Source organism: Sphaerisporangium rufum (assembly GCF_016863395.1).
Lineage (GTDB): Bacteria > Actinomycetota > Actinomycetes > Streptosporangiales > Streptosporangiaceae > Sphaerisporangium > Sphaerisporangium rufum.
In genome coordinates this window covers 203,319-227,650 of record NZ_BOOU01000013.1, presented here as the reverse complement: position 1 = coordinate 227,650, position 24,332 = coordinate 203,319, and the positions used below count along the sequence as shown (strand labels likewise).

Below are 24,332 nucleotides of genomic sequence, written 5' to 3'. Positions count from 1 at the left end.
CTCAGCTCACCGCCTCGGGGCCGAGCCGGAACAGCTCGCGCAGCTGCTCGGTGGACAGCCCGGTGATCCAGTCCTCGCCGGCGCCGACGACGCGCTGCGCCAGCGCCTTCTTGCGCTCGATCATCTCGTCGATCCTCTCTTCCAGGGTGCCGGCGCAGATGAACTTGCGCACCTGGACGTTGCGGGTCTGCCCGATGCGGAACGCCCGGTCGGTGGCCTGGTCCTCCACCGCCGGGTTCCACCAGCGGTCCACGTGGACCACATGGTTGGCGGCCGTCAGGTTCAGGCCGGTGCCGGCCGCCTTCAGCGAGAGCAGGAAGATCATCGGCTGGTCGTCGCCCTGGAACCGCTCGACCAGCTCGTCGCGGCGTTTCTTGGGCAGCCCGCCGTGCAGCCACAGCACCGGGCGGTCCAGGTGGGCGGCGAGGTACGGCTGCAGCATGGCCCCCCACTCGGCGTACTGGGTGAACACCAGCGCCTTGTCGCCCTCCTCGACGATCTCCTGAGCCAGTTCCTCCAGCCGGGCCAGCTTCCCGGACCGGCCGGCCAGCCGCGAGCCGTCCTTGAGCAGCTGGGCGGGGTGGTTGCACACCTGCTTGAGGCGGGTCATCGCCGCCAGCACGTTGCCGCGCCGCTCGATGCCGTCGCTGCCGTCGATGCGGTCCATCATGTCGCCGACCACCGCCTGGTAGAGGCTGGCCTGCTCGGGGGTGAGCGTGCACCACACCTTCATGTCCAGCTTCTCCGGCAGGTCGGAGATGATCGTCTGGTCGGTCTTCAGCCGCCGCAGCACGAACGGCCCGGTCGCCCGGCGCAGGGCGCGCGCGGCGTCCTCGTCGCCCCGCGCCTCGATCGGCTCCTGGTAGCGCTCGCGGAACCGCCGGGCCGGGCCGAGCAGGCCGGGATTGGCGAACTCCATGATCGACCACAGCTCGGCCAGATGGTTCTCCACCGGGGTGCCGGTCAGCGCCAGCCGGGTGCGCGCGGGGATGCCGCGCACCGCCTGCGCCTGCCGGGCCGCGCTGTTCTTGATGGCCTGCGCCTCGTCGCAGACCACCCGGCCCCAGCCGAAGCCGGCCAGCACCGGCGCGTCGCGCAGTGCCGTGCCGTAGGTGGTGACCACCAGGTCGGCCGCGGCCACCTCGGCGGCCAGTTCCTCGCCGCGCCGCCGCCCGGCGCCGTGGTGCACGTACACCCGCAGTGAGGGGGCGAACCGCGCGGCCTCCTTCTGCCAGTTGCCGACCAGGGACATCGGGCAGACCAGCAGGGTGGGCGCCGGCCGCCCCGCGGTGCGCTCGGCGAGCAGCAGCGCCAGCGTCTGCGCGGTCTTACCCAGGCCCATGTCGTCGGCCAGCACGCCGCCGAGCCCGATCCCGGACAGGAACGCCAGCCAGGACAGGCCGCGTTCCTGGTAGGGCCGCAGCGTCCCCTGGAAGCCGGGCGGGGTGGCGACCGTGGTGAGCCGCCGGTCGGCCTCGCCGGACAGCAGGTCGCCGAGCGGGCCGTCGGCGTCCACGGCCACCAGCGGCAGGTCCTCGTCCCCACCGGCCACCACCTCCTGGAGCACCTCGCCGGCCGACATCTCGCCCGAGCGCCGCCGCTCCAGCACCGCCAGCGCCGCCTTCAGCTGCCGGTCGTCCAGCTCCACCCACTGGCCGCGCACCCGGACCAGCGGCACCTTGAGCCGGGCCAGCTCCGCCAGCTCCTCCTCGCCGATGGTGTGGTCGCCGATCGCCAGGTCGATCCGGAAGTCGACCAGCTCGGCGAGGCCGAAGCCCTGTCCGGCGGCGGCCCGGCCGGGCGCCGTGCGCGAGCGGGTGGTCAGCTTGAGCCCCAGGTTGCGCCGACCGGCCCAGTCGGGCAGCCGGACGCCGAAACCGGCCGCCTGCAGCAGCGGGGCCGCGCGGCGCAGGAAGCCGAACGCCCACGCGGTGTCCACCACCATGCCGCTCGGCGCCGGGTCGGCCAGCGCCGCGTGCAGTTCGGGGCAGAGCCGGACGGCCCGCCCGAGACCGGCCAGCAGCGTCTCGTCCGGCCGGCCGGGCAGCCCGGGGATCCGGCCCTCCCGCCACACCACCGCCGCCGGAACGTACAGGCTCGGCTCGTCGACGGGCTGCAGCGCGAACTCCAGCTCCCAGGCGTCCTCCTCGCCGGCCGGCTCGATCAGCCGGAAGCACACCCGCACCGGTCCCTCGGCCCGGCTCGCGGCGGCGAACCACTCGCCGAGCGTCGTGCCGAGCTGGCCGGCCTCGGCCGGATCGGCGCCGGGCAGCGCCGCGTCGTCGCCGGTCAGCGCGAACAACCACCGCTCGGCCAGCGGGGTGCGCGTCCCGGGCCGGTTGCCGCGCAGCAGCCGGTCGGGCAGCGCGCGGCGGACGGCCTGGTCGGCGAGCGCGCCGAGCGCATCCGCCAGCACCCGCGCGGCGGGGTGCTCCCCGCCGGCGGCGCGGCAGACCGGCGGCATGGCGCGGGCGAGGTCGCCGAACGCCGCCGCGTCCGCCCCGGTCACCACCGGGCGCCAGCGGGCGGCGTGCCCGCCGTCCTCCTCGGCGAGCTGTGGCAGTACCCGGCCGCGCCGGACGAGGGCGCGGGCGTGCTCGGCCACCACGGCGAGGTAGCGCAGCGACCCGCCGGCCCCCCACTCCGGCACCTCGGCCCGGCCCGGCTCCAGGTCGCCGCCGGAGGGCTCCCCCGGCCCCGCGTCCAGCCCTGCGACCGGCCCGGTGACCTGCTCGGTGCCGCGCCCGGCGACCGGCACCGAACCCGGCCCGGTGTCCGGATCCGCGTCCGGATCCGCGTCCGGCTCGCCGTCCGGTCCCGCGCCCGGCCCGGTGCGGGGCGTGCCCGGGCCGGAGGCCGGTGACGTTCCGCCCGGGGCCGGGCCGGCGAGCCGGCCGAGCAGGTCGAGGGCGGCCGCCGGGCCGAGCAGCAGCGCCGGAACCCGCCACGACGAGATCTTCGGGACCCGGAGCCGGGTGGCCAGCCCGGACTCCGGCGAGGGCAGCGGGCCGGCCGGCGACCCGGGCAGCAGCACCTCCACCTCGGCCCGCTCCGCACCGCCCGCGGCATCGCCCAGCGCGGCCGCCAGCCTGCCGTTCGCCGCGGCGAACGGATGGTCCTTGGCGCCGCGCCGGCGAGGCCGCGCGGCTCCCGCGCCGGTGTCCGTCCCGGCTCCACCCCTGGTGGCCGTTCCGGTGGCCGGGGCGCCGGGCGAGGTGGTGTCCTCCGCCCACAACACCAGCCGCCGGCCCTGCCAACCGCCGTGTACCACCAGCACCTGATCCGACTCCTGTCCGCCCGCGCCGCCCGGCGGGACCGCCCCCTGCCCCCGGCGCCGGCACGCCCGCACCGTACCCCGTCCGGAGACCCGGCGCCTATGGATCGTTCCATCGCCCTGCCGGGCCGCCGGCCGGCCGTCCCGATGCCCGGCACCTCGGGCGGCTGACCGGCCATTAGGGTATTTAGGTGACTTTTCTCCCCGAAGAGACCGATGTCGTGATCCTGGACGGCGGCCTCGCGACCCACCTGGAGTCGCTCGGGCACGACCTGGGCGATGAGCTTTGGTCGGCCCGGCTGCTGCTGGAGAACCCAGAGGCCATCCTCCAGGCCCACCGGGACTACTTCGCCGCGGGCGCCGACGTGGCCACCACCGCGACCTACCAGGCGAGCTTCCCCGGCTTCGCCCGGCGCGGGCGCAACGAGCACGAGGCCGAGGCCCTGATGCAGCTCGCGGTCGAGCTGGCCAAGCAGGCCCGCGACGAGGCGGGCGGCGGCGGGGTCGTCGCGGCCGGGGTGGGCCCCTACGGCGCGTCGCTGGCCGACGGCTCGGAGTACACCGGCCGCTACGACCTGGACGAGGAGGGGCTGTACGCCTGGCACCGGCCCCGGTGGGAGGTGCTGGCCGGCAGCCACGCCGACCTGCTGGCCTGCGAGACCATCCCCTCGTTCGCCGAGGCCCGGGCGATCGCCCGGCTGCTCGCCGATACGCCCCGGACCAACGCCTGGGTGAGCTTCTCCTGCCGGGACGGCGGGCACCTCGCCGACGGCACCCCGCTGGAAGAGTGCGCCGCGCTGTTCGCCGGGAACCCGCAGGTGGTGGCGGTCGGGGTGAACTGCGTCCCGCCGAGCCTGGTCGGGAAGCTGATCCCCCGCCTGGACGGCGCGCCGGTCATCGTCTATCCCAACTCCGGCGAGAGCTGGGACCCCGCGGCCCGCCGGTGGCGCGGGATCGCCGACCCCGAGGAGTTCGGCGACGCGGCCCGGGCCTGGCGGGACGCCGGCGCCGCCTACATCGGCGGCTGCTGCCGGACCACCCCCGACCACATCCGCCGGGTGCGCCAGAGCCTGTCCGCCTGACCGCCCCGGCCCGCGGGCGACGGCCGGGCACTACCCCGCCGGGCATCCTGACCTGCGGCCCGCCGGCCTCATACACCCCGCCCCCGGCATCCTGACCCGTGGGCCCCTCGCGGGGCGTTCGGCTCTGATCGGGCCGGTGCCCCGTCCCGGCGAGTCCGCCGGCCCGGCCCCGTGCTCCGGTCCGAGAGGCGACCGCCTTCGGCTCGCCGGCCGGCGGGTTCGTTGTGCTAGCGGACCCGCCGGGCGAGACTGATCTTCGTGAACGGGCGTGTCCGGACGCTGGTCCGGGTCGACGGGATCGTCCAGGGGGTGGGTTTCCGGCCTTTCGTGCACCGGCTGGCGGCCCGGCTCGGGCTGTCCGGGCACGTGGGCAACGACGAGCGCGGCGTGCTGGTCGAGGTGGAGGGTCACCCCGCCGCGGTGGCCGAGTTCCTCGGCGCGGTGCGGGACCGGCCGCCGCCGGCGGCCGTCGTCGAGCGGGTCACCGCGCGCGAGATACCGGCCACCGGCCGGCCCGGCTTCGTGATCGGCCCGAGCGCCGGCGACGGCCGCGGCCGGGCGCTGATCTCGCCGGACATGGCGACCTGCGACGACTGCCTGCGCGAGCTGGCCGATCCGGGCGACCGGCGGTACGGCCACCCGTTCGTCAACTGCACCGGCTGCGGCCCGCGGTTCACGATCGTGCGCTCCTCGCCCTACGACCGGGCCGCGACCACCATGGCGCCGTTCGCCATGTGCGCGGCGTGCGCCGCCGAGTACCGCGACCCGGCGGACCGCCGCCACCACGCGCAGCCGGTCTGCTGCCCGGCCTGCGGGCCGCGCCTGCGGCTGCTGCGCACCGAAGACGGCGGCGTCGCGGACGGCGCCGGGGACCCGGGCGATCCGCTGGCCGCGGCGGCGGAACTGCTGCGGGCCGGCCGGATCGTCGCGGTGAAGGGCGTCGGCGGCTACCACCTGGCGGTGCGCGCCGACCTGGAGCCGGCCGTCGCCGAGCTGCGCGCCCGCAAGCGCCGCGAGCACCGGCCGTTCGCGCTGATGGCCGCCACCCTGGCCGCCGCCCGGGAGCTGTGCGCGGCGGACGCGGCCGAGGCGCGGCTGCTCACCGCGGCGGCGCGGCCGATCGTGCTGCTGCGCCGCCGCGCCGGCGCCGCCGTGGCGCCGTCGGTCGCCCCGGGGACGGGCCGGCTCGGCGTGATGCTCCCCTACTCGCCGCTGCACCACCTGCTGGCCGCCCGGGTGGCGGCGCCCCTGGTGCTGACCAGCGGCAACCTGGCGGGCGAGCCGATCGCGCACCGGGACGAGGCGGCCCCGGCCGCGCTGGCCGACGCCGTCCTGCTGCACGACCGGGTGATCCACGTCCGGGCCGACGACTCGGTGGTGCAGGTCTTCCGCGGCCGGTCACTGCCGGTCCGCCGCTCCCGCGGGTACGTCCCGGCGCCGATCGTCCTGCCGCGGCCGGCCCGCCGGCCCGTCCTCGGCTGCGGCGCCGAACTCAAGCACACGTTCTGCCTGGCCGGTGGCGGGCGCGCGTTCGTCTCCGCGCACACCGGCGACCTGGCCGACGCCGCCACCCACCGGGCGTTCACCGAGGGGGTGGCGCACTTCGAGCGGTTGTTCGGCATCGTCCCGCGGGTGGTGGCGCACGACCTGCACCCGCAGTACCTGTCCACCCGGTACGCGCTGGCCCGCGCGGACGCCGAGCCGGTCGGCGTCCAGCACCACCACGCGCACATCGCGTCCTGCCTGGCCGACAACGGGGCGGCCGGGCCGGTGATCGGCGTCGCGTTCGACGGCCTCGGCTACGGCCCGGACGGCACGCTGTGGGGCGGGGAGTTCCTGGTCGCCGACCTCACCGGATTCGTGCGTGCCGGGCACCTGGCCCCGGTGCCGATGCCCGGCGGCGCCGCCGCGGTCCGCCAGCCCTGGCGGATGGCCGCCGCCTACCTGGGGGACGCGGCACCCCCGGACCTGCCGGTCCGCGCACGCAATGCCACGCACTGGGAGGCGGTGGTCGCGATGGCCGCGCGCGGGGTCAACGCACCGGCCACCTCCAGCGCGGGGCGGCTGTTCGACGCGGTGTCCGCGCTGGTCACCGGGCGGGACGCGATCACCTACGAGGGGCAGGCCGCCGTCGAGCTGGAGGAGGCCGCCGACCGGGCCGAGCGGGGCGCCTACCCGTGCCCGATCGACGGCGGGACGCCGTTCGTCGCGCGGGGCCAGGACATGGTCGCCGCCGCGGCGGCGGACCTTTCGGCCGGCGTCCGGCCCGGCGTGGTCGCGGCGCGCTTCCACAACGGGCTGGCCGGCCTGGTCGCCGCGGGCTGCGCGCTGGCCCGCGAGCGCACCGGCCTGGCGGCGGTGGCGCTGTCCGGCGGGGTCTGGCAGAACCTGCTGCTGCTGGAGCGGGCGGTGCCGCTGCTGGAGGCCGCCGGGTTCCAGGTGCTGCTGCACTCCCGCGTCCCGCCCAACGACGGCGGCGTCAGCCTCGGCCAGGCCGCCATCGCCGCCGCCCTGGACCACCCGTCCCGGCGGCGCCGTAGGTGACACGACACCGTCCCCCGCCCGGGCAGGGCCGGCAACGCCCTGGCGGCGTGCGCTCCCGCCCTCCCGGCGGATCGTGCCGCCGGGGGCGACCGGAGATCTCAGGCTTCGGGGGTGGGCGGGGGCTGCCTGCGGCGGGCGGCGCGGGCCATCTCGACCTTGGCGCTGGCGGCGTACTTGTCGACGTACTCCTGGCCGGACAGCTCCATCAGCGCGTACATGATCTCGTCGGTGACCGCGCGCAGGACCAGCCGGTCCTCCTCCATGCCGTAGTAGCGGGAGAAGTCCAGCGGCTTGCCGTAACGCACCCCGGGGCGAATGCCGAGCTTGGGCAGCGGCCGGCCGGGCGGCATCATCTCGAAGGTGTTGACCATCGCCCACGGGATCACCGGCACCCGGGCCTCCAGCGCCAGCCGGGCCACCCCGGTCTTGCCCTTGTAGAGGCGCCCGTCCGGCGAGCGGGTGCCCTCGGGGTAGATGCCGAGCACGTGCCCCTCGCGCAGCACCCGCAGCCCGGTGCGCAGCGCCGCCTCGCTGGCCTTGCCGCCCGACCGGTCGATCGGCACCGTGCCGACGCCTTTGAAGAACGCCTTGCTCAGCAGCCCTTTCAGACCCCGGCCGGTGAAATATTCGGCCTTGCCGAGGGAGATCACCTTGCGCGGCAGCGGCAGCGCGCCGAAGAAGTGGTCGGCGAAGGAGAGGTGGTTGCCGGCCAGGATGACCGCCCCCTCGCGCGGAACGTTGTCGGTGCCCTCGGTCCATGGCCGGAAGACCAGGTGCAGGAACGGCGAGAGAACGGCCTTGACCAGCCAGTAGAACACTCCCGGCATCCCTTCTCCGGCCTGTGGTGTCGTTCGCCCGCGTTACGGCGGCGTGGCGTCATCTTCGCATGCCTGGCATGCCACCCCTACATCCCCGGACGCGACATCCGCGACACCGGGGATGTCGGACCTCGCGGAGAGGCGCCGGAACATGCGACGATCAGGCGAGCCGCACCACGAGGGGAACCGTCATGCCGCTGATGCCCGGCTCCGCGCCGTACCAGCACGAAGGTGGCCAGGTGGGCGTCCTGCTCTGCCATGGGTTCACCGGCACGCCGCAGTCACTGCGCCCGTGGGCGGAGCACCTGGCGGCGGCGGGCCTGACCGTATCACTCCCCCGGCTGCCCGGCCACGGCACCACCTGGCAGGAGATGAGCCACACCCGCTGGGAGGACTGGTACGCCGAGCTGGAGCACGCCTTCGAGAGCCTGGCGGGCCGGTGCGCCGAGGTCTTCGTGATGGGCCTGTCCCTGGGCGGCTGCATGGCGCTGCGACTGGCCGAGGTGCACGGCCCCTCGGTGCGCGGCCTCGTCGTGGTGAACCCCTCCATCGTGAACGACGTGTGGCTGCTGAAGCTGGCCCCGCTGCTGAAGTTCGTGGTCCCCTCGGTGCCCGGCGTCGCCAACGACATCAAGAAGGAGGGCGCGGTCGAGCTGGGGTACACCCGGACGCCGGTGCGGGCGGCGGCCACGCTGCCCCGGCTGTGGTCGCTGGTGCGGTCGGAACTCCACCTGATCACCCAGCCGGTGCTCGTGTACCACAGCCCGGAGGACCACGTGGTGAAGCCGCACAGCGTCCGCCTGCTGCGCCGGACCCTGGGCGACAATCTGGAGGTGCGCGAATGCCCCGACAGCTATCACGTCGCGACGCTGGACAACGATGCCGAGCGGATATTCGAAGGGAGCCTCGAGTTCATCAGGACGCATGCCTCGGTACCCTTGCAGAGGGACTGATCCGACCCCGGCGGTGAGCCACGCGCGAGGCCGCGGCCAGACCCGGGCGGCCGGCCGCCGGCCATGACCGTCCGACGAACACCACCCGCACGATCGCCAGCACCAGCCAGCCAGTGGATCACGAGCATGGGAAACGAATCGAAGTGACCGGTGACGCCACAGAGCGATGAGGACGAGGTCTGGCGTCAGATCGTCGCCTCGTTCAACGAGACCGCCGAGCCCGGCACGGCCGGGCATCCCTGGCCGGACCGGGAGAACGTCTCCGAGGAGGATGCGGCGCCCCCGGCGACGCCGGCACCCCCCGCGGTGAAGGACCCGCCCGCCGCCGAGGACGGGGCCGCGGCGGAGGACGAGGAGCGGCCCCCCGCGCCGGAGGAGGACGAGGACCACTACGTCCCGCCTCCGCCGCCGCCGCTGCCCAAGATGGACGGCGGCACCAGGGCCGCCTGGCTCGCGCTGTTCGGCGGCCCGGCGTACCTGCTGCTGGCGGCCCTGCTGAACTGGCCGATGGACGGCTGGATCGTGTTCACCGCGATCGCCGCGTTCATCGGCGGCTTCGTGGCGCTGATCGTCCGGATGGGCGACGGCCCGCCGCCCGGCTCCGGCTGGGACGACGGCGCGGTGATCTGACCGCCCGGACCGCTCGGGAGGGCGGGCGGAGAAGCCCGGGTCGCCCTGGTCAGCGCGCGGCGGGGCCGGTGTCCCGCCCGGTGCGGCCGGTGGCGGCGGCCCGGGTCGCGCCGGGCTGGAACCGCTCCACCACGTCGGTGTAGCGGTCGCGGGCGTCCACCACGTGCCCGACCGCCATGGTGAGATCGCCGACGTGCGTGACGGCCAGCAGGCGCACCGTGCGCGAGCCGCCGGCGGCCTTGCCGCGGACGGCCTTCCACCCGGCGGCGCCGCCGCGCAGCAGGAACGCCTGCCCGGGGGTGCCGGGGTCATGGCCGGACGCCCAGAAGTGCCCCTTGCCGTCACCGGTGACGCCGTACAGCTCGGCGGGGCGGTCCGGAAGTCGGGCCCGGCTCCAGCGCCGGCCGTTCCAGGAGAGCACCAGCGGGGCGATGCCGCCGTCGTCGTGGTAGACGCCGCCGACGGCGACCGCCTTCTTCGCGCCCTCCGCCGTCACGTCGCGCAGGAACCCGCCGGGGATGTCCGGGATCTTCACCGGCTTCGCGGTGCCGCCGGACACCTTCATGATCAGCGGCTCGCCGTCACCGTCGCCGACCGCCCAGCTGTCGCCCTTGCCGGCCGGCGTGACGCCGTACAGCGTGCCGGCGGTCTTGCCGGCGGTGACCGTCCACCCCTTGGCGGTGACCGTGGCGATCAGCGGCTTGCCGCGCCGGGCGCCGACCGCGACCGTGCGGCCCGGTGCCGCGGCCACGCCGCCGAGCCAGTCGCCCGAGCCGAACTCCGGGACGCTGATCCGGTCGAACACCGAGCCGTCCCCGCGCACCACGTACGGCAGGCCGTCGTGGGCGTCGCCCACCGCCCAGATCTCCCGGGGGGAGGCGATCGCGACCGACCTCAGGTGCCCCGCCCCCGAGGCGTCGTTGCGGATGCCGAGCTCGGTCCAGGCCGAGCCGTTCCAGTGGGTGATCACGCCGCGGTTCTGCCAGGCCTCCCAGACGTCCTCCTGGCCCACCGCCCAGACGTTCGACTTGGACAGCCCCGCGACGTCGGAGAGCGAGCCGTCGGCCCGCAGCCGCGCGGTGGCCGACTCCTGGACCAGCGTCGCCGGGCCGCGCTCGGCGGCGCTCGGCCGGGACGGGTCGGCGTGGGCATGGGCGGAACCGCCGTGGAGAAGGCCCCCGGCCAGCACACCGGTCACCAGCACGCACAACGGCGTCACACCCGGCGGCAGGCGACGGGACATGTCCAAATCGTACGTGTCCTGCCATCCGGTGCGTGGCACGTACCCCACACTTCACCGAATCATCTACCTCAGGTGGCCGTGAGGTCGGCGATCACCGGCAGGTGGTCGGTGGCGGCCCGCAGGTCGGCCGGGTCGGCGGCCACGCCGCCGCAGGATCGCACGGCGAGCGCCGGATCGGCCAGCACGACGTCCAGCCGGCTCTCCGGCCGCCGGGCGGGGAAGGTGCGCCCGTCACCGGACGGCGCGATCAGGTAGCAGTCGGCCAGCCCCCGGGTGAGGTAGCCCCACACCGGGCCGCCGGGCCGCTCGTTGACGTCGCCGGCCACCACCAGCGGCGCGCCGAACCGGTCCGCGACCGCGCCGGCCAGGCCCATGATCTCGCCGGCGTGGCACAGCCGGGCACCGGCGTGCAGGTCGAGGTGGACCGAGGCCACGGTCAGCCGGGTGCCGGCGTGCTCGGCGACCGCGATCGCCACCGCCCGCCGCTCCAGGCCGGTGAACGCCCGCAGCGGGTGGCTCTCGGCGTGGATCACCCGGGTCCGCGGCCCGGCCAGCACGGCGACGCCGCCGAGGCGCCGCCCGGTGACCGGCCGCAGCCCGGCGGACCGGGCCAGCCGCTCCCGGGCGCCCCGCCAGCCGGTGAACCGGGGCGCCTCCTGGACGCACAGCAGGTCGGGGGCCATCGTGGTGATGACCCGCGCCAGCGCGGCGGTGTCGTCGTACATCGACCGCACGTTGTAGGTGCCGACGCGGATCACCGGCGGCTCCTAGGGGTGGCGCGCCAGGTCGGCCGCGCCGACCAGGCCCGCCGCGGCGCCGAGCTCGGCCACCCGGATCTCCGGGTGCGGGCGGTGCTCCCGGGCGGTCAGCGCGCGCAGGAACGCGGCCCTGGTCTGGTCGACCCACAGGTCGGCGGCGCGGGAGACGCCGCCGCCGAGGATGAAGCAGCCGGGGTCGAGGATGGCGGCCACGTCGGCCAGGCCCTGGCCGAGCCAGTCGGCCAGCGAGGTGAAGGCGCTCAACGCGGCCTCGTCGCCCTCGCGGGCCGCCTGGGTGACGTGCTCGCCGGACAGGTCGGACACCGACCCGCCGGCCAGCTCCAGCATGCGGCCGGCCCGCTCGGGCTCGGCGGCGGCCAGCCGGCGGGCCTCGTGCACCAGGGCGTTGCCGCTGGCGTACTGCTCCCAGCAGCCGAGGTTGCCGCAGCCGCACAGCCGGCCCTCCGGGACGACCTGCATGTGGCCCATCTCGGCGCCCATGCCCCAGCGGCCCCGGTACAGCGCGCCCTGGATCACGATGCCGCTGCCGATGCCGGTGCCGACGGTGACGCACACCACGTGGCTCTCGCCGCGCCCGGCGCCGAAGCGGTACTCGCCCCAGGCCATGGCGTTGGCGTCGTTCTCCACCACGACCGGCAGGCCGGTCCGCTCGGCCAGCTTCTTCTGCAGCGGCTCCTCGCGCCAGGCGAGGTTCGGCGCGAACCTCATGATCGACCGGGTCTCGTCGACGAATCCCGCCGCGCCCAGCCCGAGGGCCTCCACGTCGTGGCGGCCCGCGAGCTCGCGCACCGCCTCGGCGATCGTGTCCGCCACGTCGTCGGGGCTGTCCGCGGGGGTGGGCCGCAAGAGGTTCTCCACGATGTGGCCGTCCTCGTCCACGACCCCCGCGGCGATCTTCGTACCGCCCACGTCAACGCCGATCGTCAGCGCCATTTCTCATCCCTTCTGCCCGAGGGCCACCGGGCGCTCAGCCCAGGTCGATGTGCTCCACTCGGGTGCCCGCGTCGCCGTCGCGCGGCGGCGGGGCCGGCCGCGACACGGCGTCGGCCATCCCGCGCAGCGCGGCGAACAGCTCGCCGCCGGCGGCGAGCAGGTGGCCGCCGACGTCCCCGCCCGCGTCGCGCCGCGCCGCCTTGGCGCGGCAGACGGGGCAGGCGCGGCAGATGTACTCGTCGTGCTCGGTGACCGCCTCACCCCACACGTCGCCCGCGCGGCTCGGGCGACCGCCGCCGAAGGCCTGGCCCAGACCGCCGACGCCGCCGCGGACCACGGTCCGGCCGATCTCCGTGCCGACCCGGTCGCGCACCGTCCGCAGCAGCCGGCGGGCCTCCTCGGCCGCCGTGCCGAGCGGGTCGGCCGCCGGGCCGGGGGCGCCGGGGCGGGAGCCGGCCGCGCGGGCCCGCTCCCGGTCCCGGGCGCGGAACCACTCCTCGCGGCCGGCCGCCCGCTCGTGGCCGCCGTCCGGGCCGGGCCGGGCGGCCCCGCCGTCCCGAGCGGGCTCCCCGGCCTGGACGGACTCCCCGGCCTGGGCGGGCTCCCCGGCCCGGGCGGATCCGGCCGCCGGGGCGGGCCGGTCGGCCACCGCCTCGCTCCACACGTCGCCGGCGCCCGCCCCGCGGCCGCTCATGTCGTTCATGTCGTTCATCTCGGTCATCAGGCCCCTCCTGTCTCGAACCGTACCCGGAGGTGGCCGTCGCGGAGTGCGGCGTCGCGCACCCGTCCACGGGCCAGCGCGGCGGGCAGCGCGAGCACCCGGCGGTACGACCCGGCCGTGATGATCAGCTCGTCACCCTTGCGGGCCAGGTCGACCTCGTCCTTGCCGGCCAGCGGCAGCGCCAGGGTCAGCTCGTGCGCGTCGCCGGCCTGGCGGATGACCAGCGGCGGGTCGCCGGCCGGCGGCGCGAACGGGTCGGCGTCGCCGTACAGGCGGTCCCCCAGCGCCGCCAGCGCGTCCGGGCCGACCGGCTCGGCGGGCAGGTAGGGCACGGTGCGCACCGGCAGCGGCGCGAACGACTCGCCGACCGCCGCCAGGTGCCGGGCCTGGGCCGCCGCCCAGCCGCGCCGCCACTGGTCGGAACCCTCGTCGGGAAAGACCCGGTTGGCCACGACCGTGTCCACCCGGTAGCCGTACAGGCTGAGCGAGGTGAACGTGCGGCGGGCCTCGGCGACCACCACGGCCTCGGGGGTCAGCACCAGCCGCACCGAGGCGTTGCCGCCGGTCAGCATCCGGTGCACGCCCATCAGCCCGGTGTGCAGCCGTGCCGCGGCACCGACCACCGCGTCCTCCGGGACGCTCACCCGGGCGACGTGCCGGATCACCGGCGCCAGCGCGCGCATCAGCCGGCGGCCGGCGGGCAGCAGCCTGCTGACGTGCCAGTCGAGAGCCTCGGGCAGCGCCAGCAGGCGCAGCGTCTCGGCGGTCGGGGCGCAGTCGACCACGACGATGTCGAACCGGCCGGCGCGCACCTGCTCGCGCAGCTCCAGCAGCGCGATGACCTCCTCGGCGCCGGGCAGCACGGTGAGCTCCTCGGAGGTGATCTCGTCCAGCCCCAGCTCGGCGAGCACCCCCTTGGCGTAGCCCTGCAGCTCGCCCCAGTGCCGCTCCAGCGCGCGCTGGGTGTCGACCTGCTGCAGGAACAGGCCGGGGACGACCTCGGCCGGCTCGGCGGACCCGGGCGCGCCGAGGGCGTCGGCCAGCGAGTGGGCGGTGTCGGTGGACACGACCAGCGTGCGCAGCCCGCGGCGGGCGGCCAGGGTGGCGGTGGCCGCCGCGACGGTGGTCTTGCCCACGCCTCCCTTCCCGGTGAACAGCAGGATGCGAGGGTCGGTGCTCATCGCCGCTCGACGCGCTTCTTCAGGCCCCGCAGCGCGGTGTCCACGATGACCCGCTCCGCCTTGCGGCGGACCATGCCGATCATCGGCACCTTGAGGTCGACGGCCAGCTCGTAGGTGACCTCGGTCGCGCCGGGTGCCCCGGCGGCGTCGGCCAGGCGGTAACCGCCGGTGAGCCCGGACATCATCCGGCCCGCCTCGACCATCTCCCAGTCGACGGCCCGGTCGCCGTCCCAGCGGTAGGCCAGGGTGTACTCGTCGCTGATCACCCCGGCGTCCAGCACGAAGCGGACGGTCGCCGGGCGGCCGTCGGCACCGGTGGTGCGGACCTCGGCGGACTTCACCTGGCCCGCCCACTCGGGGTAGGACGGGAAGTCCGCGATGACCGCCATGACCGCCGCCGGGGCGGCCTCGACGGTGACGCTGGAGGTGGTGCGATCGGCCATGGGCCTTACCGTACTCGTTCACCGCCGCCCGGCGAACGCCCTGTCCGCTCCTTGATCACAGCTCCAGGGCGAACGGGGTGCCGCGGCCGCGGAAGTGGCCGACGTTGACACACTCGGTGCGGCCGATGCGGGTGCGCCGGGCCAGCGGCTGGTGCACGTGACCGAACAGCGCGTAGCGGGGCTGGGTCCGCCGGATCGCCTCCAGGGTGGCCTCGCTCCCCCGCTCGAACCGCCGGGCCACCACGTCGTACAGCAGGCCGGGCACCGCGGGCGGGATGTGGCAGCACAGCACGTCCACCGCGCCGACCGCGGCGACCTTGCGGGCGAAGTCCTCGTCGTCGACCTCGTTGGGGGTGCGGTAGCGGGTGCGCAGGCCGCCGCCGACGAAGCCGAAGGTGACGCCGCCGATCTCGGCGACCTGGCCGTCCAGCATGTGATGGCCGTCCCGCAGGTAGTCGCCCCACAGCGCCGGCAGGTCGACGTTTCCCGGGGTGAGATAGGCGGGGGTGGGCATCGCGGCGAAGATCCGGGTGTACTGCTCGCGCACCGCCCGCTCGATGTGCTCGCGGGGCTCGCCGCCGAGGGTGGCCCACAGCCGGGCGGACATTCCGCGCGCCTCGTCGAACCGGCCGGCGGTGCGCAGCGCGACGAACCGGGTGGCCTGCTCGGCGCCGAACAGCTCGGCGAAGATGCCCTGCGAGTGGTCGGCGTAGTCGACGAACAGCAACAGGTCGCCCAGGCACACCAGCGCGTCGGCGCCGTCACCGGCCCGGGCGAGGGCGTCGGCGCGGCCGTGGACGTCACTGACGACATGGACCCGCATGCCGGACATGGTAACGCTCCGGCCAGCGGGACGACCAAGCGCTTGGTAGGCGACCGCGACACGGCCCGGCGGCTCCCTCGCGGGCGGGCCGAGGCGGCGGACGCCGCTGATAGCGTGGATTTGCCCTTGATAAAGGGTGGGTGACGGATCTACCCATGCGTAACTTGACGCGGTAGCGTCCTGGCAACAATCCGTCAGCGACCGCCTGCGTGCGCCCCGAGGAGTTGTGACCGTGCGCGAGTACAGCGTTCCCGTCCTGGTGGACGTGCCACCGTCCGTCAACTGCGTCGAGACCGTGTTCGCCCGCGGCGAGCAGGAACCGGACGCGGTGGTGCTCAGCCGCAACGTCGGCGACGGCTGGACCCCGGTCACCGCGGCCCGGTTCCGCGACGAGGTCACCGCGGTGGCCAAGGGCCTGGTCGGCGCGGGCGTGGAGCCCGGCGACCGTGTCGCGCTGATGTCGCGCACCCGCTACGAGTGGACGGTCCTGGACTACGCGATCTGGGCCGCCGGTGGCGTCGGCGTGCCGATCTACGAGACCTCCTCGGCCGACCAGGTCCGGTGGATCGTCCAGGACAGCGGCGCCAAGGTCGTCGTGGTGGAGACCGAGGCGCACCGCGACACCGTCGCCGAGGCGCTGGCCGGCGGCACCCCGGACGCCGGGGACGCCGCCGGGGAGGCCGGTGAGTCCGCCGGGCCCGCCGTGTACTGCCTGGACGCCGGCGCGATCGACGAGTTCACCGCCGCCGGCGCCGAGGTCTCCGACGAGACGCTCGCCGGGCGCCGCACCGGCCGGGGCGGCCGCGACCTGGCCACGATCATCTACACCTCCGGCACCACCGGCCGGCCCAAGGGCTGCCGGCTGACCCACGACAACCTGATGTTCACCGCCCGCAACGTGTCCCAGGGCTCGCTGGAGGCGCTGTTCCAGGTGGACGGCCGGGCGGCGCTGCTGTTCCTGCCGCTCGCGCACAGCTTCGCGCGCATCATCGAGATCGTGCTGGTCGAGACGGGCACCGTGCTGGCCCACACGCCCAACATGAAGAACGTCGGCCCCGACCTGCAGGCCTTCAAGCCGACCTTCCTGCTCGGCGTGCCGCGAGTGTTCGAGAAGGTCTACAACTCCGCCGAGCAGACCGCGGCGGCCGGCGGCGGCCTGAAGAGCAAGATCTTCCACGCGGCGGCCGCCACCGCGATCGCCTGGAGCCGGGCGGAGTCCTCCGGCGGCGCCGGGCTCGGCCTGCGGGTGCGGCGCGCGGTGTTCGACCGGATCGTCTACGCCAAGCTGCGCGCGGCCACCGGCGGCCGGCTCAACGCGGCCGTCTCCGGCGGCTCGGCGCTCGGCGAGCGGCTCGGCCACTTCTTCCGCGGCGCCGGCATCGAGGTCTTCGAGGGCTGGGGGCTCACCGAGACCTCCGCCCCCTCCACCGTCAACATCCCCGGCGCCAACAAGATCGGCACGGTCGGCAAGCCCTTCCCCGGGGTGACCGTCCGGGTCGCCGACGACGGCGAGGTCCTGGTGAAGGGCCGGCACGTGTTCGACGGCTACTGGCAGAACGAGGCGGCCACCGCCGAGGCGATCGACGCCGACGGCTGGTTCCACACCGGCGACGTCGGCGAGCTGGACGCCGACGGCTACCTGCGCATCACCGGCCGCAAGAAGGAACTGATCGTCACCGGGGCCGGCAAGAACGTCGCGCCGGCCCCGCTGGAGGACCGCATCCGCGCCCACCCGCTGGTCAGCCAGGCCCTGGTCGTCGGCGACGACCGGCCCTTCGTCGCCGCGCTGGTCACCCTGGACCCCGAGGCGCTGGAGCAGTGGAAGTCCGCCAACGACCGCACCGGCGCCTCCCTGGCCGAGCTGTGCGCCGACCCGGCGGTCATCGCCGCGGTGCAGACCGCGGTGGACGAGGCCAACCTGCAGGTGTCCAAGGCCGAGCAGGTGAAGAAGTTCGTCATCCTGGACACCGACTTCACCGAGGAGACCGGGCACCTCACCCCGTCGCTGAAGGTCAAGCGCAACCTGGTGGTGCGCGACTTCACCAAGGAGATCGACGCCCTGTACTCCTGACCGGCGGCGGGCGCGCTACGGTTTGCGGATGTGGTTGAAGGCCTGCCTTAACGGAGACCGCGCCCCCGGTGATCACCCGGCGCTGCCGCTGACCCCCGCCGCGCTGGCCGCCGACGCCCGCGCGGCGGCCGAGGCCGGGGCGGCGGCCGTCCACCTGCATCCCCGGGACGCCTCCGGCGCCGAATCGCTGGCCGCCGCCGACATCGGCGCCGCCATGGCCGCGATCCGCGCCGCCGTCCCCGGGCTGCCGGCCGGCGTCTCCACCGGCCTGTGGATCACCGGCGGCGACGCCGCCGCCCGGCTGGCGCTGGTCCGCTCCTGGGCCGGCCTGCCCGATGACGCGCGACCGGACTTCGCCTCCTGCAACCTGTCGGAACCCGGCTTCGCCGAGCTGGCCGCCGCGGTCGCCGCCGCCGGCGTCGCGGTGGAGGCGGGCGTGTGGTCGGTGGCCGACGCCGAGGCGCTGGCGGCCGCCGCCGCCGCGCCGGGGTTCCCGCCGGTGCTGCGCGTCCTGGTGGAGATCATCGACGCGCCGGCCGAGGCGGCGGCGGCCGAGGCGGCCCGGGTGCTGGACCGGCTGGACTCGCTCGGCGTCACCGCGCCCCGGCTGCTGCACGGCGAGGGCCCGGCGGCCTGGCCGCTGGTGGCGGAGGCCGCCCGCCGCGGGCTGGCCGGCCGGGCCGGCCTGGAGGACATGCTGCACGGCCCGGCGGGCGAGCCGGTCGCCGGCAACGCCGACATCGTCCGCCGCGCCCTCGCCCTGGCCGCCGCCCCGCCGGCCGGCTGAGCGCGGCCCGCCGCCCGGTCCCGGCACCCGGGGCCGGGCTTTACCATTGCCTGGCCGATCCCAGCGACGTCACCGAGGGTGGACATGGTCGAGACCGTCAGCACCGCCAAGCGCGGCCGCTCCCGGGGCCCGGAGGTCGACCTCCGCCAGCTGCTGGCCGGCCTGACCGCCGTCCGCGACGGCGATTTCGGCACCCGGCTGCCGGAGGAGGGCGACGGCCTCTACCGGGAGATCGCCACCGTCTTCAACGGCATGGTCGACCAGCTCGCGCTGTTCACCTCCGAGGTGACCCGGGTCTCCCGCGAGGTCGGCACCGAAGGCCGGCTCGGCGGCCAGGCCGAGGTGCCCGGCGTCTCGGGCACCTGGAAGGACCTCACCGACTCGGTGAACGCCATGGCGGGCAACCTCACCGACCAGGTGCGCTCCATCGCCCAGGTCACCACGGCGGTCGCCCGGGGCGACCTGTCGCAGAAGATCACCGTCTCGGCCCGCGGCGAGATCCTGGAACTGAAGAACACCATCAACACCATGGTCGACCAGCTCTCCTCGTTCGCCGACGAGGTCACCCGGGTCGCCCGCGAGGTCGGCACCGAGGGCCGGCTCGGCGGCCAGGCGGACGTCAAGGGCGTCTCCGGCACGTGGAAGGCGCTCACCGAGTCGGTGAACGTCATGGCGGACAACCTGACCGCCCAGGTGCGCAGCATCGCCGAGGTGACCACCGCGGTCGCCAAGGGCGACCTCTCGCAGAAGATCCGGGTGGACGCCCGCGGCGAGATCCTGGAGCTGAAGGAGACCATCAACACGATGGTCGACCAGCTGTCGGCGTTCGCCGACGAGGTCACCCGGGTGGCCCGCGAGGTCGGCACCGAGGGCAACCTCGGCGGCCAGGCCACCGTCCGCGGCGTCTCGGGCACCTGGAAGGACCTCACCGACAACGTCAACGTCATGGCCCGCAACCTCACCGGCCAGGTCCGCTCGATCGCGCAGGTGGCGACCGCGGTGGCCCGCGGCGACCTGTCGCAGAAGATCACCGTGGAGGCCAAGGGCGAGGTGGCCGCGCTGGCGCAGACCATCAACACGATGGTCGACACCCTGAGCGCCTTCGCCGACGAGGTCACCCGGGTGGCCCGCGAGGTCGGCACCGAGGGCAACCTCGGCGGCCAGGCCACCGTCCGCGGCGTGTCCGGCACCTGGAAGGACCTCACCGACAACGTCAACTTCATGGCGAACAACCTGACCAGCCAGGTGCGCAACATCGCCCAGGTCACCACCGCCGTCGCCCAGGGCGATCTCACCCGGAAGATCGACGTGGACGCGCGCGGCGAGATCCTGGAGTTGAAGACCACGATCAACACCATGGTGGACCAGCTCTCCTCGTTCGCCGCCGAGGTCACCCGGGTCGCCCGTGAGGTGGGCAGCGAGGGCCGGCTGGGCGGGCAGGCCGAGGTGGAGGGCGTCTCGGGCACCTGGAAGCGCCTCACCGAGAACGTCAATGAGCTGGCCGGCAACCTCACCCGGCAGGTGCGGGCCATCGCCGAGGTCACCAGCGCGGTCACCTCCGGCGACCTCACCCGGTCGATCACCGTGGACGCCTCCGGCGAGGTGGCCGAGCTCAAGGACAACATCAACTCCATGGTGAAGTCGCTGCGCGAGACCACCCGGGCCAACCAGGAACAGGACTGGCTGAAGACCAACCTGGCCCGCATCTCCGGTCTGATGCAGGGCCACCGCGACCTCGCCGTGGTCGCCGACCTGGTCATGAACGAGCTCGCCCCGCTGGTCCGGGCCCAGTACGGCACCTTCCTGCTCGCCGAGGAGTCCGGCGCCGAGCTCGGCGTGGTCGGCGGCTACGGGCACCAGGAGCTGTCCCGCCGCTACGCGCTGGGCGAGACGCTGGTCGGGCAGGCCGCCAAGGCCCGGCGCGCCATCCTGGTGGAGGACGTCCCGGCGGGCTACCTCGACATCTCCTCCAGCCTCGGCCGCACCGGGCCGGTCAACCTGATCCTGCTGCCCATCGTGGTCGAGGACCAGGTGCTGGGCGTGATCGAGCTGGCCAGCCTGAACCGCTTCACCCAGGTGCACCGCGACTTCCTGGAGCAGCTGGTGGAGACCATCGGCGTCAACGTCAACACCATCGTCGCCAACGCCCGCACCGACTCGCTGCTCACCGAGTCGCAGCGGCTGGCCACCGAGCTGCAGGTCCGCCAGGAGGAGCTCCAGCGGTCCAACGCCGAGCTGGAGGAGAAGGCCGAGCTGCTCGCCCAGCAGAACCGCGACATCGAGACCAAGAACATCGAGATCGAGCAGGCCCGCCAGGAGCTGGAGGACCGTGCCCAGCAGCTGGCGCTCGCCTCCAAGTACAAGAGCGAGTTCCTGGCCAACATGAGCCACGAGCTGCGCACCCCGCTCAACTCGCTGCTGATCCTGGCCCAGCTGCTGGCGCAGAACCCGGCGCGCAACCTGACCGCCAAGCAGGTCGAGTACGCCAACGTCATCCACTCGGCGGGTACCGACCTGCTGCAGCTCATCAACGACATCCTCGACCTGTCCAAGATCGAGGCGGGCAAGATGGACCTCACCTTGGAGGCCTTCCAGCTGCGCCAGCTGCTCGACTACGTCGACGCCACCTTCCGGCCGATGACCACCGAGAAGGGGCTGCGGTTCGACGTCGAGGTGGCCCCGGACGTGCCGACCCGGCTGCTGATGGACGAGCAGCGACTGCGCCAGGTGCTGCGCAACCTGCTGTCCAACGCGGTCAAGTTCACCGAGGCCGGCTCGGTGCGGCTGCGGGTGGAGCGGGCCGGCGAGATGGACCTGCCGGACGGCTCCCGCCAGGACGTGCTCGCCTTCCACGTCAGCGACACCGGTATCGGCATCGCCGAGGAGAACCTGTCGCAGATCTTCGACGCCTTCCAGCAGGCCGACGGCACCACCAGCCGCAAGTACGGCGGCACCGGCCTGGGCCTGTCCATCAGCCGCGAGATCGCCGCGCTGTTCAACGGCGAGATCCGCGCCGAGAGCAGGCTGGGCGAGGGCAGCACCTTCAGCCTGTACCTGCCGATGGACCTGGCCTCCCGGGCCGTGGCGTCGCCGGTCCGGCCGGTCCTGGCGCCGTGGCCGCCGGACGACGCCGCCGAACCGGCCACGGCGACGGCCGGCCCGGTGGCACCGCCGGCCGCCGCGCCGCCGGCGGCCGGGCCGGAGGAGGGCGCGGCGGAGGACACCCGCCGCCTGCTCGTCGTCGAGGACCGGCCGGGCGGCCTGCTGTCCATGCTCGCCCAGAGCGTGGTCGCCGACCTGACCCACACGCACGGCGCGGTGCGGGTCACCACGGCCGGCGATCCCGGCAGCGCTCTCGGCGCGCTGGTGCGCCAGCGATACCACTGCGTCGTGCTCGACCTCGGCATGCCCTACGACGCGGCCGCGGAGTTCCTGCGCGGGCTGGACGAGGATCCGGCGCTGCGCTCGCTGCCGGTGCTGGCCCATCACTCCCGCAAGCTCACCCGCCCCCAGGAGAACCTGCTGCAGGGCCGCTCGCGCACCCAGCCGCTGGAGCGGCTGCCCAGCCTGGACGAGCTGCGCGAGCGCATCACCCTGCACCTGTCGGCCACCGGCCCCGGCGGCGTCCCCCCGCTGGTGCCGGCGGCCGTGGAGGAGGCGCCGCGCGAGGTGGGCGGCGTGGACAGCGGGCTGCTCGGCCGCAAGGTGCTGGTGATCGACGACGACGTGCGCAACGTCTTCGCGCTCACCAACATCCTCGAGCTGCACGGCATGCAGGTCATCTACGCCGAGAACGGCCGCAAGGGCATCGAGATGCTCATGCGCAACGACGACGTCGACCTGGTGCTGATGGACATCATGATGCCGGAGATGGACGGCTACGCCGCGACCGCCGCCATCCGCGAGATGCCGCGCTTCACCGACCTGCCGATCATCGCGGTCACCGCCAAGGCCATGCACGGCGACCGGGAGAAGACCCTCTCCTCCGGCGCCAGCGACTACGTCACCAAGCCGGTGGACGCCGAGGAGCTGATCGACCGCATGCAACGCTGGCTCGACCTGTGACCCGCGTGCCTCGATTCAAGGGCTGTCGAGCATGCCGTTCTCCTCGGCCCACCGGGCGAACCCGCCAGGCCGGAACGGGAAGTGGTACCTGCTGGACAACAGGTCGTCGGCCAGTTCGGCGACGAGCGGAACCGTCAGCAGTCCATCCCTGATCGACCAGCACAATAACCGCAGCGTAGGACAATAGTCCACTTTGTAGGCGTCGGCCGCCCGCCTCGCCGCCGCGTCATCGATAACCGCCGTGGCGCCCGTTGTTCGTGCCAAGGCGAGCACTCCCGCCTCACCGAGGTTCCTGCCCCCGACGACCAGCAGTTCGGAGAAGTCGGCGAACGCCGCCATCTCGGCCAGGGAACCGAGCTCATGACGTTCGATCCACTCCGCGGTGAGTACAGCGCCGATCCGCGAGTCTTGGCCGCCCCCTCCATCAGTTCCATGGCGACGACATCCGGGATTATGGTACGGCGCTTGCCCATCACCGCCTTGAGCACGCCCAACCAGTTATTGACGGCGAAAGCACTCAGCGGTCCGGTGTCGAAGACAAATGTCTCGCTGGTGTCCTCTGTCAAGAGACGAACTCCCAGATCGCGTTCTCCGGAAGTTGCGGTACCTCTGGAAGCTCATCTTCCCGCCAGGTATCGAACAGCAGGTCCATCGCCCGGACGGCGGAGATCTCCGAGCCGCGATACAGGGCAAGAACCGACCTGACGTAGGGCTTGGGCAGGCAGGGCGGTTCCAGTTCATGTTTGACCACAAGGTTCAGTTCGATGATGTCCGCTCTGCCGGTGCGTACCGACCGCACCGCACGGGCGTCGGAAGAAGCGATCAGATCCGTCTCGACCATCCGCCGGGCCAGCGTCGCCATATCGACCTGATAAAGGCTTCCGAGCTTCACCGCCATGGTCCGTAGATCTGCGCCCTCCCCGACCAATCGCCGGTACTCCGCGCGCAGGCCGGCCGCCGGCAATAGGAGAGCGCGGGCGAACCGGTCCAGGCGCGACTCCCAGCCCTCGGCACCGTCCCGCTCAGCGATCCGCCAGTCGACGGTGTACTCGTCGGCGAACAGAAAGTGGCCCAACTCATGCGCCAGAGCCAGCCGGCGCCGCCCCACCTGACGCGCCCCATTGACAATCGCGATACCACCCTCGCGAAGCAACAAGGATGCGGCGTCGGCGGCATCGGTGCCAAGATCGAACGAGAAGGCCAACAAACCCAGGGTGGCCATCCGGTCGACCAGCGCGGAGACGGGCGCGCCGGGATCGGCGCCGAGCATCGTGCGAGCCGTCTCCGCGGCGTCCTCCGCCTGGGCCACCGTGCCAGGTCTGGTGAGAGCGGAAACGCTCGGCCACTCCCACTTCGCCCTCTTGGTGACGAACTCCACGTGACGTGCCACCTTCTCGGCCAGCTGGTCGATGGCGGGACTGGCCGCCCCGGGCTCCACGAGGTTGCGGTGAGAGATGATGGCGGGCGGTGCGAGCTGAAAGAACCACTCGATCCGTTCATCGAGCACCTGAGAGATCCGGGCCAGCTCCATGGCGGACACCCGGCGCCCGCCATTCTCGATCTTGGCAAGGCTGGACCGGTCGAGGGCGATCGCGGCGGAAAGCTCCGCCTGCGTCATCCCGGCGCGCTGCCGGGCCGACGCGATCCGCGCGCCCAGCTCACCCTCAGCGATGGTCATTGTTCGATTATAGAACAACACCATGTCGATCGCTACGAACCGCTGACGGGAGTGGTCCATCAGCGGCCTCCGGGCCGGGTGCCTTGCGGTCTCTCCGAGGCTGCGCCGCGGTGTTCGGAGGTACGACTGATGACGGTGTAGTGAGGTCGGCGGCCGGGGTGGTCGGTGGCGGTGACGGTGATCAGCAGGCGGTCGCCCTCGTAGACGTCCAGGTGCGGTGCTGCACCCCGGCCACCTGGACGCCGACACCATGCTCACCGTGCTGGAACGCCACCTGGCCGCCTTGGGCGGCGGTCCGGCCAGGTGG

At 74.2% G+C, this 24,332-nt stretch carries 18 protein-coding genes; 7 read left to right on the top strand and 11 right to left on the bottom strand.

Going from position 1 to position 24,332, the window contains the following annotated elements:
* Position 1: 1 nt before the first annotated feature.
* Positions 2-3,277 (bottom strand): DEAD/DEAH box helicase, encoded by a 3,276-nt coding sequence (locus tag Sru01_RS05320; protein WP_239136947.1) that lies wholly within the window; start codon positions 3,275-3,277, stop codon positions 2-4.
* Between the two features lie 188 nt (positions 3,278-3,465).
* On the opposite strand from Sru01_RS05320, the gene mmuM reads away from it, so the two are divergent.
* Together mmuM and hypF are read left to right on the top strand one after the other, a co-directional pair.
* On the top strand, positions 3,466-4,356 hold the full coding sequence (gene mmuM, locus Sru01_RS05315; protein WP_203982699.1) for a homocysteine S-methyltransferase: 891 nt from the start codon (positions 3,466-3,468) through the stop codon (positions 4,354-4,356).
* A gap of 258 nt (positions 4,357-4,614) precedes the next feature.
* A complete protein-coding gene (hypF, locus tag Sru01_RS05310; protein WP_203982698.1) occupies positions 4,615-6,900 on the top strand; it encodes a carbamoyltransferase HypF in 2,286 nt (761 codons plus the stop codon).
* A 98-nt stretch (positions 6,901-6,998) separates the two neighbouring features.
* Here the strand turns inward: hypF and Sru01_RS05305 are convergent, their stop codons facing one another.
* Entirely contained in the window at positions 6,999-7,718 is a 720-nt protein-coding gene (locus Sru01_RS05305; protein ID WP_203982771.1) for a lysophospholipid acyltransferase family protein, read from the bottom strand.
* Positions 7,719-7,909: 191 nt separating this feature from the next.
* Here Sru01_RS05305 and Sru01_RS05300 point away from each other — a divergent pair, with 191 nt between their 5' ends.
* Together Sru01_RS05300 and Sru01_RS05295 are read left to right on the top strand one after the other, a co-directional pair.
* Positions 7,910-8,671: an alpha/beta hydrolase gene (locus Sru01_RS05300; protein ID WP_203982697.1), complete on the top strand. Its 762-nt coding sequence runs from the start codon at positions 7,910-7,912 to the stop codon at positions 8,669-8,671.
* A 150-nt stretch (positions 8,672-8,821) separates the two neighbouring features.
* Positions 8,822-9,301 (top strand): hypothetical protein, encoded by a 480-nt coding sequence (locus Sru01_RS05295; RefSeq protein ID WP_203982696.1) that lies wholly within the window; start codon positions 8,822-8,824, stop codon positions 9,299-9,301.
* A gap of 49 nt (positions 9,302-9,350) precedes the next feature.
* Here the strand turns inward: Sru01_RS05295 and Sru01_RS05290 are convergent, their stop codons facing one another.
* The 7 genes from Sru01_RS05290 to Sru01_RS05260 all read right to left on the bottom strand — a co-directional run bounded on the left by Sru01_RS05290 (position 9,351) and on the right by Sru01_RS05260 (position 15,424).
* The gene (locus Sru01_RS05290; RefSeq protein ID WP_203982695.1) at positions 9,351-10,544 is read right to left on the bottom strand and encodes a hypothetical protein; all 1,194 of its coding nucleotides are present in this window, start codon (positions 10,542-10,544) and stop codon (positions 9,351-9,353) included.
* A 68-nt stretch (positions 10,545-10,612) separates the two neighbouring features.
* A complete protein-coding gene (locus tag Sru01_RS05285; RefSeq protein WP_239136945.1) occupies positions 10,613-11,302 on the bottom strand; it encodes an endonuclease/exonuclease/phosphatase family protein in 690 nt (229 codons plus the stop codon).
* 9 nt (positions 11,303-11,311) lie between these two features.
* Positions 11,312-12,256 (bottom strand): ROK family glucokinase, encoded by a 945-nt coding sequence (locus Sru01_RS05280; RefSeq protein ID WP_203982694.1) that lies wholly within the window; start codon positions 12,254-12,256, stop codon positions 11,312-11,314.
* A gap of 34 nt (positions 12,257-12,290) precedes the next feature.
* A complete protein-coding gene (locus Sru01_RS05275) occupies positions 12,291-12,977 on the bottom strand; it encodes a hypothetical protein (RefSeq protein ID WP_203982693.1) in 687 nt (228 codons plus the stop codon).
* On the bottom strand, positions 12,977-14,158 hold the full coding sequence (locus Sru01_RS05270) for an ArsA family ATPase (protein ID WP_203982692.1): 1,182 nt from the start codon (positions 14,156-14,158) through the stop codon (positions 12,977-12,979). The genes Sru01_RS05275 and Sru01_RS05270 overlap by 1 nt, the downstream gene beginning before the upstream one ends.
* On the bottom strand, positions 14,155-14,601 hold the full coding sequence (locus Sru01_RS05265; protein WP_203982691.1) for an SRPBCC family protein: 447 nt from the start codon (positions 14,599-14,601) through the stop codon (positions 14,155-14,157). The genes Sru01_RS05270 and Sru01_RS05265 overlap by 4 nt, the downstream gene beginning before the upstream one ends.
* A 55-nt stretch (positions 14,602-14,656) precedes the next feature.
* A complete protein-coding gene (locus Sru01_RS05260) occupies positions 14,657-15,424 on the bottom strand; it encodes a metallophosphoesterase family protein (RefSeq protein WP_203982690.1) in 768 nt (255 codons plus the stop codon).
* A gap of 232 nt (positions 15,425-15,656) precedes the next feature.
* On the opposite strand from Sru01_RS05260, the gene Sru01_RS05255 reads away from it, so the two are divergent.
* The 3 genes from Sru01_RS05255 (at position 15,657) to Sru01_RS05245 (ending at position 22,347) form a co-directional block, all read left to right on the top strand.
* Positions 15,657-17,495: an AMP-dependent synthetase/ligase gene (locus tag Sru01_RS05255; protein WP_203982689.1), complete on the top strand. Its 1,839-nt coding sequence runs from the start codon at positions 15,657-15,659 to the stop codon at positions 17,493-17,495.
* 28 nt (positions 17,496-17,523) lie between these two features.
* The gene (locus Sru01_RS05250) at positions 17,524-18,282 is read left to right on the top strand and encodes a 3-keto-5-aminohexanoate cleavage protein (RefSeq protein WP_203982688.1); all 759 of its coding nucleotides are present in this window, start codon (positions 17,524-17,526) and stop codon (positions 18,280-18,282) included.
* Between the two features lie 84 nt (positions 18,283-18,366).
* A complete protein-coding gene (locus tag Sru01_RS05245; RefSeq protein WP_203982687.1) occupies positions 18,367-22,347 on the top strand; it encodes a HAMP domain-containing hybrid sensor histidine kinase/response regulator in 3,981 nt (1,326 codons plus the stop codon).
* Between the two features lie 15 nt (positions 22,348-22,362).
* Here Sru01_RS05245 and Sru01_RS35330 read toward each other — a convergent pair whose 3' ends face one another.
* Together Sru01_RS35330 and Sru01_RS05235 are read right to left on the bottom strand one after the other, a co-directional pair.
* Complete coding sequence (locus Sru01_RS35330; RefSeq protein ID WP_239136943.1) at positions 22,363-22,686, bottom strand: PIN domain-containing protein; 324 nt, start codon at positions 22,684-22,686, stop codon at positions 22,363-22,365.
* A 223-nt stretch (positions 22,687-22,909) separates the two neighbouring features.
* Complete coding sequence (locus tag Sru01_RS05235) at positions 22,910-24,025, bottom strand: helix-turn-helix domain-containing protein (RefSeq protein ID WP_239136942.1); 1,116 nt, start codon at positions 24,023-24,025, stop codon at positions 22,910-22,912.
* Positions 24,026-24,332 lie beyond the last annotated feature (307 nt).